The sequence below is a fragment of the Microvirga alba genome (genome assembly GCF_015694465.1).
Classification (GTDB): domain Bacteria; phylum Pseudomonadota; class Alphaproteobacteria; order Rhizobiales; family Beijerinckiaceae; genus Microvirga; species Microvirga alba.
This window is the reverse complement of the sequence record NZ_JADQDO010000002.1, coordinates 477,935-491,816: the sequence shown is the minus strand read 5'-3', so window position 1 is coordinate 491,816 and position 13,882 is coordinate 477,935. Positions and strand designations below refer to the sequence as shown.

The 13,882-nt window shown below is 63.1% G+C and carries 10 protein-coding genes; 4 read left to right on the top strand and 6 right to left on the bottom strand.

The window, feature by feature from the left end:
* Positions 1-120 precede the first annotated feature (120 nt).
* Entirely contained in the window at positions 121-3,678 is a 3,558-nt protein-coding gene (locus I2H38_RS21370) for a cadherin domain-containing protein (RefSeq protein WP_196271033.1), read from the top strand.
* Between the two features lie 582 nt (positions 3,679-4,260).
* Here the strand turns inward: I2H38_RS21370 and I2H38_RS21365 are convergent.
* Complete coding sequence (locus I2H38_RS21365) at positions 4,261-5,601, bottom strand: adenylate/guanylate cyclase domain-containing protein (RefSeq protein WP_196271032.1); 1,341 nt, start codon at positions 5,599-5,601, stop codon at positions 4,261-4,263.
* 129 nt (positions 5,602-5,730) lie between these two features.
* Here I2H38_RS21365 and I2H38_RS06635 point away from each other — a divergent pair, with 129 nt between their 5' ends.
* Positions 5,731-6,219: a YaiI/YqxD family protein gene (locus tag I2H38_RS06635; protein WP_196271031.1), complete on the top strand. Its 489-nt coding sequence runs from the start codon at positions 5,731-5,733 to the stop codon at positions 6,217-6,219.
* Here I2H38_RS06635 and I2H38_RS06630 read toward each other — a convergent pair.
* From I2H38_RS06630 to I2H38_RS06620, 3 genes are all read right to left on the bottom strand, one after another.
* Complete coding sequence (locus I2H38_RS06630) at positions 6,185-6,718, bottom strand: DsbE family thiol:disulfide interchange protein (RefSeq protein ID WP_229426610.1); 534 nt, start codon at positions 6,716-6,718, stop codon at positions 6,185-6,187. The genes I2H38_RS06635 and I2H38_RS06630 overlap by 35 nt on opposite strands.
* 109 nt (positions 6,719-6,827) lie before the next feature.
* Positions 6,828-7,031 (bottom strand): heme exporter protein CcmD, encoded by a 204-nt coding sequence (gene ccmD, locus I2H38_RS06625; protein WP_196271029.1) that lies wholly within the window; start codon positions 7,029-7,031, stop codon positions 6,828-6,830.
* Positions 7,031-7,771 carry a heme ABC transporter permease gene (locus tag I2H38_RS06620; protein ID WP_196271028.1) on the bottom strand — a complete coding sequence of 247 codons (741 nt, stop codon included), beginning with the start codon at positions 7,769-7,771 and terminating at the stop codon, positions 7,031-7,033. Before I2H38_RS06620 ends, ccmD begins: the two co-directional genes overlap by 1 nt.
* Before the next feature lie 191 nt (positions 7,772-7,962).
* On the opposite strand from I2H38_RS06620, the gene I2H38_RS06615 reads away from it, so the two are divergent.
* Positions 7,963-8,958, top strand: a complete 996-nt coding sequence (locus I2H38_RS06615) for a M23 family metallopeptidase (RefSeq protein ID WP_196271027.1) — start codon at positions 7,963-7,965, stop codon at positions 8,956-8,958.
* A 146-nt stretch (positions 8,959-9,104) separates the two neighbouring features.
* Here the strand turns inward: I2H38_RS06615 and ccmB are convergent, their stop codons facing one another.
* Positions 9,105-9,776 (bottom strand): heme exporter protein CcmB, encoded by a 672-nt coding sequence (gene ccmB / locus I2H38_RS06610; RefSeq protein ID WP_196271026.1) that lies wholly within the window; start codon positions 9,774-9,776, stop codon positions 9,105-9,107.
* Entirely contained in the window at positions 9,773-10,405 is a 633-nt protein-coding gene (ccmA, locus tag I2H38_RS06605; protein WP_196271025.1) for a heme ABC exporter ATP-binding protein CcmA, read from the bottom strand. Before ccmA ends, ccmB begins: the two co-directional genes overlap by 4 nt.
* Before the next feature lie 219 nt (positions 10,406-10,624).
* On the opposite strand from ccmA, the gene acnA reads away from it, so the two are divergent.
* Entirely contained in the window at positions 10,625-13,327 is a 2,703-nt protein-coding gene (gene acnA / locus I2H38_RS06600; protein ID WP_196271024.1) for an aconitate hydratase AcnA, read from the top strand.
* Positions 13,328-13,882 lie beyond the last annotated feature (555 nt).

Below are 13,882 nucleotides of genomic sequence, written 5' to 3'. Positions count from 1 at the left end.
ACGGCCTGAAATAGGACGAACTCCGATAACGTCAGTTCATGCGATATGCTGTTGCACACGGATTATAACGATGTTACGTTGCGGAGCGACAAACCACTCTATGCCTTTCGGGGGTTCTCCATGGCACGTGCATTAACGATCATCGCCTACACCGGATTCACCAATCTTGACCCTTCGGACCCACTTTGGAACAAGACGGTGAATCTGACGGAGAATCTGGAGGACAATCAAATCGTCGGGATTATCGATGGTTTTGACGTCGATCCGAATACCCTGAAATTCGAATTCCTCTATCCCACCGGCTCCCAGCCAGACCTCCCGGGCGATGCGGATGGCCGTTACAAAATCGATACGGCCGTGATCGGTGGGGTCACGAAATGGGTTGTCAAAGTCGCGGCGGGCGGCAAGGTCAACTTCAACTACGAAGACATTACGCTTCACGAAATCCGGTTCAAGGCCACGGACAAGACAACCGGCGTCTTGAAGCATGACGGAACGTACTACTTTACGATTTCGGACGTTAACGAGGCACCCGACAGTCTCACTGCCAAGAATGCGGCGGGCGGAACAAATCTTGCGTTGGACGAAAATTTGGGCGCCAACATATTCGTTGCAGATCTCTTCTCAACGGATCCGGACAGACTCGTGTCGGGCGGTGACGGCGATACCTTCTCGTACTCGATCGTTGGAAATCCGGGCAATCTGTTCAAGCTCGATGGAACCGGCAAGAAAATTCTGACGACGGGCAGTCTTGATTTCGAGGATTACGGCCTCCCGGGAAATCTCCTGAAGTCGGACGATGGCGGCCTAAGCAGGTATTACGAAGTTAAAGTGCGCGTCACTGACGGCGGCGGCGCTGTCGGGACTACGCCCTTGTTCCTGGAAAAGACTTTCAAGGTCTTCGTCAACGATAAGAATGACACGGTCAACACGCCGCCGACGAATGTGAAGTTGAACGGCGGAACGACCGCGCAGGTGGACGAGAACTCCGGGTTCAATGTGACTGTCGGGACCGTTACGGCGGACGACGACGGCGGACCGACCCATCTTCGCTACTTCATGAACGATACCCGCTTCGACATCGATGCGACGACCGGCCGAATCTTCGTCAAGAACGGGGCCAACCTCAACTTCGAGGCCGCGAACCAGTTCACGGTCGCGGTCACGGTCAAGGACCTGGATGGCGGCACTGGCGCAAATTCGGTAACCCAGAACTTCACGATCAACCTCAAAGACGTGAACGAAGCGCCGACGGACGTGACGTTCTCCAACGCTCAGACGATCCAGGCGGGATCGACGGCAATCAACTCGCAGGTTGTTCTGGCAACGGCGGTGGATCCGGATGGGCCTGCCAGCGGCTTCCGCAACAACCGCTACAAGTTTGAGAACGGCGGGGTGACGGACGGGATCTTCACGATTGATGCCGCGACGGGCCAGATCACGACCAACACGAATATCACCAACGCGCATGTGGGTTCGTATGGCCTGAAGGTCATTGCCTATGACGGCGCCCTCGTGTCCCCGACCAAGACCTTTAACGTCACCGTCGCGGCGGCAGCCAACACGGCGCCGACGAACGTGAAGTTGAACGGCGGAACGACCGCGCAGGTGGACGAGAACTCGGGGTTCAATGTGACTGTCGGGACCGTTACGGCGGACGACGACGGCGGACCGACCCATCTTCGCTACTTCATGAACGATACCCGCTTCGACATCGATGCGATGACCGGCCGGATCTTCGTCAAGAACGGGGCCAACCTCAACTTCGAGGCCACGAATCAATTCGCAGTCGCGGTCACGGTCAAAGACCTGGACGGCGGCGCTGGCGCAATGTCGACAACCCAGAACTTCACGATCAACCTCAAAGACGTGAACGAAGCGCCGACGGACGTGACGTTCTCCAGCCCGCATGTGATTCAAGCGGGATCGACGGCAATCAACTCGCAGGTGGTTCTGGCAACGGCTGTGGATCCGGATGGGCCCGCCAGCGGCTTCCGCAACAACCTCTACAAGTTCGAGAACGGGGGGGTGACGGACGGGATCTTCACGATCAACGCCACGACGGGCCAGATCACGACGAACACGAATATCACCAACGCGCATGTGGGCTCGTATGACCTGAAGGTCATTGCCTATGACGGCACCCTCGTGTCCCCGACCAAGACCTATAACGTCAATGTCGTGAGCGGAAATAAGCCGGCCCTGTCGATTGTGGCGACGGATGCGGACAAGTTCGAGGGCGACTCGGGCACGACTGAATTCCTCTTTACGGTCACTCGCAGCAGCGGAACTGGCGCTTCGAGCGTCACCTGGACGGTGGAAGGAACCGGTACGCATCCGGCCACACCTGGGGTGGATTTTGCGACGTTCACGGGCACGGTGAACTTTGCCGACGGCGAAACGTCCCAGGTCATCAAGGTCAAGGTCATCGGCGACACGGAATACGAGGGTGGTTTTGACGAAACGTTCCTTGTCCGGCTGAGCAACGCCACCAATGCAGACATCGCCGTTGCAACCGCCAACGGCACGATCCGCAACGACGACATCGATCCTGCGGCCTCGGTCATTTCCATCGCGGCCACCGATGCCGTGAAATACGAGGGCGACACGGGCTTCACGGACTTCACCTTCACAGTGACGCGGACGAACGCGACGGCGGCGGCGAGCGTGAATTGGGCAATCACCGGAGCCGTGGACGCCGCCGACGTTGAGAAGATGAGCGACGTCGTCAATTTCGCGGCCAACCAAACGACCGCCACCATCACCGTCAAGGTCAAGGGTGACAAGCTTATCGAGTCGGACGAGGCGTTCACTGTCACGCTCTCCAATGCGCTCGGGGCTCAGATCAACCCCACGAAGATCTCCGCTAACGGCAAGATCCTGAACGACGACTTCGAGACGACGCCGATCCCGAACCGCGCGCCGACCGACATCACGCTAAGCAAGTACAGCGTGGCGGAGTTGAGCGCGGCGGGCACCAGCGTCGGTTCCCTCTCGGCGCTGGACCCGGATGGCAACACGGCCTTCTCGTATAAACTCCTCAGCAGCGCCGACGATCGTTTCGAGATCGTCGGCAACGCGCTCAAGGTGAAGAAGGGCATCAAGCTCGACTTCGAGCAGGCCACGTCTCATCAGATCACGGTCGAAGCGAAGGACGGCGGCGGTCTGACCTTCACGAAGACCATGACCATCAGCGTGACGGACGTGAATCCCGAGATCACGGCCGGCAGCGCCGAGGATGACAAGATCGTCGGCGGCGTCGGTAAGGACAACCTTGGCGGCGGCCTCGGCAACGATACGCTGTCCGGTGGTCTCGGCAACGACACCCTGAGCGGCGGCGCGGGCAAGGATGTCTTCGTGTTCGACACCAAGTTGGACAAGAAGAAGAACCTCGACAAGATCACCGATTATGTCGTGAAAGATGACAGCATCTATCTCGACAATGCGATCTTCAAGAAGCTCGGCAAGAAGGGTACGCCCGACAAGCCGGTCAAGATGAACAAGGCCTTCTTCACGATTGGTGACGCCGCCAAGGACAAGGATGATTACATCATCTACAATGCCAAGAAGGGCGTCCTCTACTACGATGCGGATGGTGACGGCGCCGGCAAGGCAGTCGAAATCGCCACCCTCAAGAAGAACCTCAAGATGACGGCCGCTGAATTCTTCGTCATCTAAATCGCCCAACATTCAAAGCCCGGCCCCGGCAGCACAACTGCCGGGGCTTTTTTTTATTGCGCAGGCTACGCCGCAAGCGACGCAGGACGTGAGAGGGAATCTTCGCTTGTTGTCCTTCGCATTCGATGCCATTGCGACGGCGGTATCCTGCTTCCTCGTAGGGGGCAGGTTCTCTGTTGGACGGATGATCGCCTCAGCATTAATGGCGATCATCCGGCGCATGGCGTTTGAGTCGTAACCTTGACAGCCAGAACGGCTTTGGCGGAAGCCTTCGAGGAGAGCGGGAACGGCCAGGATGTCGCCGTTCCGGGCCGTCGCTCAGGACGCGCCGCAAGGGCCGACCCGGAGCGTCGGCGGCCGTAGGAACTCCGGTGGTCAGGCTGCTGCGGAAGCGCCCCGGAGCTCGGTCTAGGCCTCTTTTCCGTGCGGCCTGCCGGTGGGTGCTGTCGGGCATCGGGGACTGATTGTGGCCGGTCAGGTCGTCGAACGCCCGCTCCGAAACCTCGGCCTTGGCCGACGACGGAAGCGCTTGTGCAGCACCTTCCACCTCCCATGCCTGCCCGGGCAGATCGCGGTGCGGCTCTAAACCGGCTTCATCAGCACGACCTTGCGGGTAACGCCCGGCAGCGGGTCGTGTTCGATTTCGGTCCAGAGCGCGTCCTCGCCCGCTGCGGCGACGACTTCATGGGAGGCGAGAAGCTGGCACTGGGCGGTTTTCGTCGCTTGCTCGATGCGGGATGCGATGTTGACATTCTCCCCGAGCACGGTGAACTCGCGCCGGTCGTCGTCACCCACGACGCCGCAGAACACCTCGCCGGTATGGATGCCGACGCCGATCCGCAGCGGCGGATTGAAGCCGCGCTTGGCGTTCCAGCGTGCGATGAGATGCAGCAAGGTCCGGCCACAGGCGAGCGCGCGGGCGCTGTCGTCCGGGCCCGCATTCGGGACGCCGAACAGGATCAGCGCGCCATCGCCGATGAACTTGTCGATGATTCCGCCATGTTGCGCGGCCGCGCGGATGACGCGGCGGCGGAAGGACGACACGAAAACCGCGAGGCGGCTCGGGTCCATGCTCTCGCCAAGGCTCGAGGAGGCGCGGATATCGACGAAGAGAAGCGTGACCGGAATGCGCCGCCCCGCGCGCAGCGACGCGAAGGCTTGCTCGGAGAGAATCGGGGCGAGTTCGCGCGGGACATAGCGCGTGAGATTGGCGCGCAGTGTCGTCTCCCGCACCGCGCGTTCCAGCATGAGACGTCCCTGGCGCGCGACGAGGATCAGGATCAGCGCGGCGGCGAACACCATCACAACGCGGACTGTGTTGGCCTGCCAACCGAACTGACCCGAGAAATCCGCGATATTCTGGCTGACCTCGAAAGGATTCAAATACCGGCTGCCCAGCGTCAGAATTCCGAGCCCCCCGACATAGAGGAGCGCCACATAGGCCTGGAGGCGCGGGCTGTAGTGGATCGCCACCGCGGCCATGGTGATCGGGATCACCCAGATGCCGGGAGAGACGGCGAAGAACCCGCCGGGAATGCCCAGAATGACGTGGCTGTAGCCGAGATTGCCGAAAATGAGCACGGCGTCGAGGGTCGCGGTCACTCCCGGAAGCCAGGTCACGGCCAGGCGGCGCGAGGCGAGCCAGGCCCCTGCGAGACCCACAGCGCCGAGAAGGGTCAGCGTCATCTGGGCGGAGCGGATCTGGTGGGTTGCGAGCAGATCGTCCTGGGGCACGCCATCGGTTGCGACCAGAACGGCGATCAACAGAATCCCGGCGACGACGACCCGTGCCAACCCCGCGCGCCGCAAGGCAGCCACATCCGCCTCGCGGATAAGCTGTTGGGTGGTGCCGCTCAGGGACGGCGTGGTTCGCAGATTGAGGAACCAGGTCCAGAGGGCGGAAATTCGGCGGCGAAGAAACACGGGCTTTTTATCGCTTTGCGGCAGGGTTAAGAGCCTCTTCTCGATCGGCGACAGGCCCCGAATCGATCAGGCAAAGGCCATGTCACGCGATTTCGGCAGAAGAGTGCTCACGAGAGGAATGAATCGACAATGGCCACGGCGCAGCAAGCCATCGAAATCTACGTGGATGCGGATGCCTGCCCGGTCAAAGCGGAAATCTACCGCGTGGCAGAAAGACATTCCTTGAAGGTGTTCGTGGTCGCCAACAGCTTCATCAACGTGCCGCAGACGCCGCTGGTCGAGCGGGTGCTGGTGAGCGCCGCATTCGACGCGGCGGATGACTGGATCGCGGAGCGGGCGCGGCGGGGCGCCATCGTGATCACGGCCGATATTCCTCTGGCCCATCGCTGCGTGACGGCGGGCTCGGACGTGATCGGCCCGACAGGGCGGCCCTTCACCGAGGCGTCCATCGGCATGGCGCTCGCCACCCGAAATCTCATGGAGGATCTGCGCGCCATGGGCGACGTGTCCGGCGGGCCCAAGCCGTTCTCGGCCAAGGACCGCTCGACGTTCCTGTCGGCGCTCGATCTCGCGATCGTGCGTCTCAAGCGGGGGGGATTTCCTTCAACCGCGCCTTGAAGGCAGGCAGCGTTTCGGGCGTCAGCGGTCCGATATGCTTGTGTCGGATCAGGCCGTCCGGGCCGACGATGAAGGTTTCCGGCACCCCGTAGACGCCCCAATCGATGGAGACGCGGCCGTTGGAATCGGCGCCGACGGCGGCAAAGGGATTGCCGAGCGCGCCGAGGAAACGGCGGGCATTGTCGGGGTTGTCCTTCTGGTTGATGCCGACGACCCGGATCGAGGGGTCCTTCGCCAGTTCGACCAAAAGCGGATGTTCCTGACGGCAGGGCGCGCACCAGGACGCCCAGACATTTACCACCGTGACCTTGCCCTTCAAATCCTCGTTCGAGAGCCCCGGAACGGGCTTGCCGCCGGCGACAAGGCCCTCGAGGGGCGCAAGGGCGAAGGCGGGAACCGGCTTGCCGATGAGCGCGGAGGGAACCTGGGAAGGATCGCCGCCGCCGAGGCGAAAGACGAAGAGCGCGGCGAGGCCAACGAAGACCGCCCCCGGCAGCAGGAAGAGAAGGCGGCTGCGCGACTTCTCCCTCTCGCCGGCGGGGAGTGGGTCGGGGTAAGGGGAAGCATCCGCAGCTTGAGAGGGTGACTTGTCCGGCAAAACCGCCCCCTCACCCGGCGCTTTGCGCCGACCTCTCCCCATCGGGGCGAGGTGAAGCCTTGGGCCGCGATCTGCGGTTCACGCCCCGCGCTTCGAGCGCTTCGAGCGCGCGTGCTTGGGTCCGATGGTCGAGAACCGCGCGCAAGGCCAGCCCTCCCACCACGAAGGCGGTCACGGCATAGGCGGCGGCGATGAAGAAGGTGTGGGTGCTCATCAGGCGGCCTGTGCGTCGAGGCGCTCGGCCTCAAGAATCGTCAGCGTGCGCACCCGGCGGCGCAGGATTTCAGTGCGCATGCCCGACAGATGCAGCGCCACCCCGACGAGGGTGAAGGCCACGGCCATCACGAGCAAGGGCACGAGCATGGAGGGATGGATCGTCGGCCCGCCGAGGCGAAACACGGAAGCCGGCTGGTGCAGGGTATTCCACCAATCGACGGAAAACTTCACGATCGGCACGTTGACCGCGCCGACGAGGGTGAGAATCGACACCGCCCGCGCCGCCCGGTTCGGCTCCTCGATGGCGCGCCAGAGGGCCAGAATGCCGGCATAAATGAGAAACATCACCAGCATGGAGGTCAACCGGGCATCCCATTGCCAATAGGTGCCCCACATGGGCTTGCCCCAGAGCGAACCGGTGACGAGGCAGATCAGCGTGAACGCGGCGCCGATGGGCGCTGCCGCCTTCTGCGACACATCCGCCAGCGGATGCCGCCAGACCAGGGTGCCCAGCGCCGACACGGCCATGAGGGAGTAGAAAAACAGGGACAGCCACGCCGCGGGCACGTGGATATACATGATCTTGACCGTCTCGCCCTGTTGGTAATCGGCGGGAGCGACGAACCAGACCATGTAGAGGCCGGCTACGAGAAGAAGCGCCGCCAAGCCGGACACCCACGGCAAAAGCGCGCGGGACAGGCTCATGAAACGGGTCGGGTTCGCAAGATCGCGGATCATAGGCACGGTGTAACGGCCCAGCGCGCAGCCTGCAACGAGAGGATTGCCGCAATTGCGAGCTTGTGATCGGGAGGGACAAGCCCGGGGATGACAGCGCCAAGGCAACGCGCGCCACCACGATTGCGAGGATCGCCTTTAATCGGCCATGCCGGAGAGGCTATAACCTTCGCATCAATGTTGCGGAGACCGTCATGCGCGCCCTGAGCTTAAGCCTGTTCACCCTCGCGGCGTTCGCGTGCAACGCTTCGGCACAGGCGCAAGACATCTCGCTGCGCCTCCCCATCGCCTGCGAGGTCGGGCGCACCTGTTTCGTCCAGCATTATGTGGACCGGGATCCCTCGCCCGCGGCGCAGGATTACCACTGCGGCGCGCGCACATACGACACCCATGACGGCACCGATATCCGCCTGACCAGCATGGCTGCGCAGCGGGCCGGCATCGATGTCCTGGCGGCGGCGGACGGCATTGTGTTGCGCACCCGCGAGGGCGTGCCCGACATCTCGGTCAATCTGACAGATCGCGAGAAGGTCTCGCAGATCGGCTGCGGCAACGCGGCGGTCATCGATCACGGCAATGGGTGGCACACGGCCTATTGCCACATGGCAAAGGGCAGCCTCACGGTGCGCTCGGGTCAAGCGGTCAAGGCCGGCGAGAAGATTGGGCAGGTCGGCCTTTCCGGGCTGACGGAATTCCCGCACCTGCATTTCACCGTGCTCAAGGACAACAAGGCGGTGGACCCCTTCGCCTACAATGCGCCGGAAAAATCCTGCGGCGGTGGCACCGCGCTTTGGGACGACACCGCCCGGCGAGCGCTGCCCTACGAGGCGACGAATGTGCTGAACAAGGGCTTCGCTCCCGGTCCGGTGACGATGGAGGGCATCGAATCAGGCGCAGCCGAACGGGACATCCCGACGACGCGCGCACCCGCTCTCGTCGCCTTCGTGCGCGCGATCGGCCTGAAACGGGGCGACGAGCAGATTTTGGGCCTGTTCGATCCGGACGGCAAAGCGCTGGCGCAGAACAAAGCCGACCCGCTCGACGGCGACAAGGCGCAATGGTTCGTGTTCTCCGGCGTCAAACAGCCGGAGGGCGGCTTTCGCCCCGGCCTGTACCGCGCGGTCTATCGCGTGATGCGCGACGGCAAACCGGCCATCGAGCAGGCTTTTGGGATTGCGTTGAGGCCTTGAGCCCTGTCATTCCGGTCGCCTTTGGGCGAGCCCGGAACCCTTGACCGCCGACCGTCCAGAACGATCATCCTTGATGCGTCTTCTCCGGAACCACTGGTGGCTATGGGCTCCGGGCTCTCGCTATCGCTCGCCCCGGAATGACGGGGTTATGATTCCCCCGACCTGAGCGCCGCCGCCGCGCCGACCGTGCCGACGACGGCGGCGATGAGCGAAAGGGCGACGAGGATCAGGAACGGGGTCGCAAACGGCACTGTTCCACCCAAAGCCGCATTGGCTGCCGACACGCCGAAGATCAGGGTCGGGATCATGAAGGGCAGGACGAGGATCGCCAGAATCAATCCGCCCCGCCGCAAGCTCGCGGTGAGCGCGGCCCCGATGGCTCCAATGAAGGTGAGCGCGGGCGTTCCGACGAGCAACGTCACGACCATGGCGAGCATGGCGTCGGGCGTCAGAGCCACCAGAAGGCCGAGGAAGGGCGCGGCGATGGCGAGCGGCAGCCCCGTTACGAGCCAATGGGCCGCCACCTTGGCGAGCACGACGACCTCCATCGGAACAGGGGCCAGACGCAGCAAATCGAGCGAGCCATCCTCCTGGTCGGCCTGAAACAGCCGGTCGAGGCCGATCAGGGTGGCGAGCAAAGCCGCGATCCACAGGATCGCCGGGCCGATCCGCGACAGCAGATTGAGGTCGGGCCCGAGCGCGAAGGGCATCAGGGTGACGATGGTCAGGAAGAAGATGAGCCCCATCATGCCCGACCCACCGACGCGGGCGGCGAGCTTCAGATCGCGGATCAGAAGGGCGCGGAAGGACCGAATCATGAGCCTTCTCCCGCGAGGGAGGACGGAACGGGCGCACGTTCGATTCGAATTTCCTTCGCATCCTTCAAGGCGAGTGGCGCGTGGGTCGTGGCGACGATGATCCCGCCGTCCGCGCGGTGGCGCTCCATGAGCCCGAACAGCATGTCTTGGGAGGCGGCATCGAGGGCGGAGGTCGGCTCGTCGAGGAGCCAGAGCGGCCGATGCGCCACGAGCAAACGGGCGAGAGCGATTCGCCGGCGCTGTCCGGCAGAGAGGTAGCCCACCGGCAACGCCGCCGCATGCGCAAGCCCAACGGCTTCCAGCGCGGCGTGAGCCGGCAGCGCCGGATCGCCAAGGAAATCGCGAGCGAAGGTGAGGTTTTCCTCTGTCGTCAGCGCGGCCTTCAGCGCATCTCGATGGCCGATGTAATGCAGGCATTCCGGCAGGCTCCGGTCCCCGGACCTCGAGAGGCGGACCGTGCCAGAGGCGGGCTCGAGCCGTCCGGCCAGAATGTCCAGAAGCGACGACTTTCCGGCCCCGTTGCGGCCCGTCACCACAAGGGCGTCGCCGGGCGCGAGCGCGAACGAGACCGCATTGAAAATGCGGCGCTCGCCCCGGTCGCAAGCCAAATTCTGAACATCCAGACGCAAACGTGAATCCCTTGCCTTCAAACTACCCCAGAATGGTTCTAATCCGTGTAGCGGGGTCCTAGGAAATGATCTATATCACCCTCGGCTGCGCCGCGCGCCAAGGCGTCCAATCCGTCTCGCGCGCTTCTCCCCTGTCCGGGCGCCCCCGGAGCGGCGCGCGCATATCGCGCTTTCGGCCGAACAAACCGTTCGTAACCCAAATGCACGCGAGGATTCGCCGTGACGCTCTCAAACAGCTTTAACGCTCGCCAGACCCTCAAGGTCGGCGACAAGACCTACACCTATTACTCCCTCGTCGAGGCCGAGAAGAACGGCCTGACCGGAGCCTCGAAGCTGCCCTTCTCCATGAAGGTGCTGCTCGAGAACCTGCTCCGCTTCGAGGATGGCCGCACGGTCACCAAGGCCGATATCGAGGCGGTGGCCGCCTGGGTCGACAACAAGGGCAAGGACGAGAAGGAAATCGCCTATCGCCCCGCCCGCGTCCTGATGCAGGACTTCACCGGCGTGCCTGCGGTAGTGGATCTCGCCGCCATGCGCGACGCCATGAAGAACCTCGGCGGCGATCCGGAGAAGATTAACCCGCTCGTCCCCGTCGATCTCGTCATCGACCATTCGGTGATCGTCGACGAGTTCGGCACGCCGAAGGCCTTCGGCCATAATGTCGAGCTGGAATATCAACGCAACGGCGAGCGCTACCGCTTCCTCAAATGGGGCCAATCGGCGTTCGAAAACTTCTCCGTCGTGCCCCCCGGCACCGGTATCTGCCATCAGGTGAACCTCGAGTTCCTGTCGCAGACCATCTGGACCCGCAAGGAGAAGGACGGCACGGAAGTCGCCTATCCGGACACCCTCGTCGGCACCGATTCGCACACCACCATGGTCAACGGCCTCGCTGTTCTGGGCTGGGGCGTCGGCGGCATCGAGGCTGAAGCGGCCATGCTCGGCCAGCCGGTCTCCATGCTCATCCCCGAGGTCATCGGCATGAAGCTCACGGGCAAGCTCCGTGAGGGCGTGACCGCCACCGACCTCGTGCTCACCGTCACGCAGATGCTGCGCAAGAAGGGTGTGGTCGGCAAGTTCGTCGAGTTCTTCGGCCCCGGCCTCAATGACATGACGGTGGCAGACCGTGCCACCATCGGCAACATGGCCCCCGAATACGGCGCGACCTGCGGCTTCTTCCCCGTAGATACCCGCACCATCGACTACCTCAAGACCACCAGCCGCACGGATGACCGCATCGCCCTCGTCGAGGCTTACGCCAAGGCGCAAGGCATGTGGCGCACGGCCGACATGGCGGACCCGGTCTTCACCGACATGCTCGAACTCAACCTCGCCGACGTCGTGCCTTCGCTGGCTGGTCCGAAGCGTCCGCAGGATCGCGTCACCCTCGACACTTCGAAGCCCGAATTCGAGGCTGCGATGGAGAAGGAGTTCCGCAAGGCCGGCGAGCTCGCCAAGCGCGTCAAGGTTGAAGGTGCGAATTTCGATCTCGGCCACGGCGACGTGGTGATCGCGGCGATCACGTCCTGCACCAACACCTCGAACCCGAGCGTGATGATCGGCGCGGGCCTTCTTGCCCGCAATGCGGTCGCGAAGGGCCTCAAGACCAAGCCGTGGGTGAAGACTTCGCTCGCGCCCGGATCGCAGATCGTTGAAGAGTACTTCAAGAAGGCCGGTCTGCAGGACGATCTCGACGCGCTCGGCTTCAATCTCGTCGGTTTCGGCTGCACCACCTGCATCGGCAATTCGGGTCCGCTGCCGGAGAACATCTCCAAGGCGATTAACGACAACGATCTCGTCGCCGCCTCGGTCTTGTCGGGCAACCGGAACTTCGAAGGCCGCGTGAACCCGGACGTGCGGGCGAACTACCTCGCCTCGCCGCCGCTGGTCGTCGCCTACGCGCTCGCGGGCTCGCTCCAGGTCGACCTGACCAAGGAGCCGCTCGGAACGGGTTCGGACGGCAAGCCGGTGTACCTGAAGGACATCTGGCCGTCCTCGGCGGAAGTGCAGGAGTTCATCGACCGCACGGTCACGAACGAGCTGTTCAAGAGCCGCTACGCGGACGTGTTCACGGGCGACGAAAACTGGAAGAAGGTCACGGTGAAGCCGGGCCTGACCTTCGAGTGGGACATGGGTTCGACCTATGTGCAGAACCCGCCCTATTTCGAAGGCATGACGAAAGAGCCGAAGCCCGTCACGGATATCGTGAACGCGCGCATCCTCGGCCTCTTCCTCGACTCGATCACCACCGACCACATCTCGCCCGCGGGCAACATCCGCGCCAACTCGCCGGCTGGTGAATACCTGCAGGCCCATCAGGTCCGCGTCGCCGACTTCAATCAGTACGGCACCCGTCGCGGCAACCATCAGGTCATGATGCGCGGCACCTTCGCCAATATCCGCATCAAGAACCAGATGGTGAAGGACGAAAGCGCCAACGTGGTCGAGGGCGGCTACGCCATCCACCAACCGTCCGGCGAGCGCATGTGGATCTACGACGCCGCCATGCGCTACCAGAAGGAAGGCGTGCCGCTGGTCGTTCTCGCCGGCAAGGAATACGGCACCGGCTCGTCCCGCGACTGGGCGGCCAAGGGCACGAACCTCCTGGGTGTGCGCGCCGTGATCGCCGAGAGCTTCGAGCGCATCCACCGCTCGAACCTCGTCGGCATGGGCGTGGTGCCGTTCGTGTTCGAGGGCGACACTTCGTGGCAGTCCCTCGGCCTGAAAGGCAACGAGCAGGTCACGATCAAGGGCCTCGCCGGAGACCTGAAGCCCCGCCAGCGTATGGAAGCCGAAATCACCTCGGCCGACGGCAAGGTGCAGAAGGTGCCGCTGATCTGCCGCATCGATACGCTCGACGAACTGGAATACTTCCGCAACGGCGGCATTCTCCAGTACGTCCTGCGCCAGCTTGCGGCGTAAGACCCGACCAACAAAACGCCCGCTCCTCGGTGACGAGGAGCGGGCGGATCGGATAATCACAACGGGGCGTTCCAGCGATGGAGCGCCCCGTTTGTTTTGCTTAAATGACGAAGAAGCTAGCTGCTGTCAGAAGGGCTTGGTGGACAACGTGCCCGGTGGGTCGACATCCCTAAGACCTCGGCAACGGCGCCGTATTCGCGGAGTGCATTCGCGAGGTTGCGTGGGATTGCGGATCTATCGGATTCGAGCGGGATCATGGGGCCCCACGCCTAGGCCGCGATCGGCGCGACCGAAGGCTTTGCCGATTTCCGGCTGCCCTCGAAGGTGCGCGCCCGAAAGCCCGAAAGGAGCCGCCGTCATTGCCGGCCGCTGCGCAAGGTCCCTTACCGTCTCAAGATTGTGTTGTCAGGGATCAGGGGCTCCGATCAACCCAACAAAAAAGCCCCGGCAGGTTCGCTGCCGGGGCCCAAGATCGAGATAATCAGCCGCCTTAGATGACGACGAATTCGGCTGCCGTCAGAGCGGCGACCCGCGCCTTATCGCGCTTGGATCGTT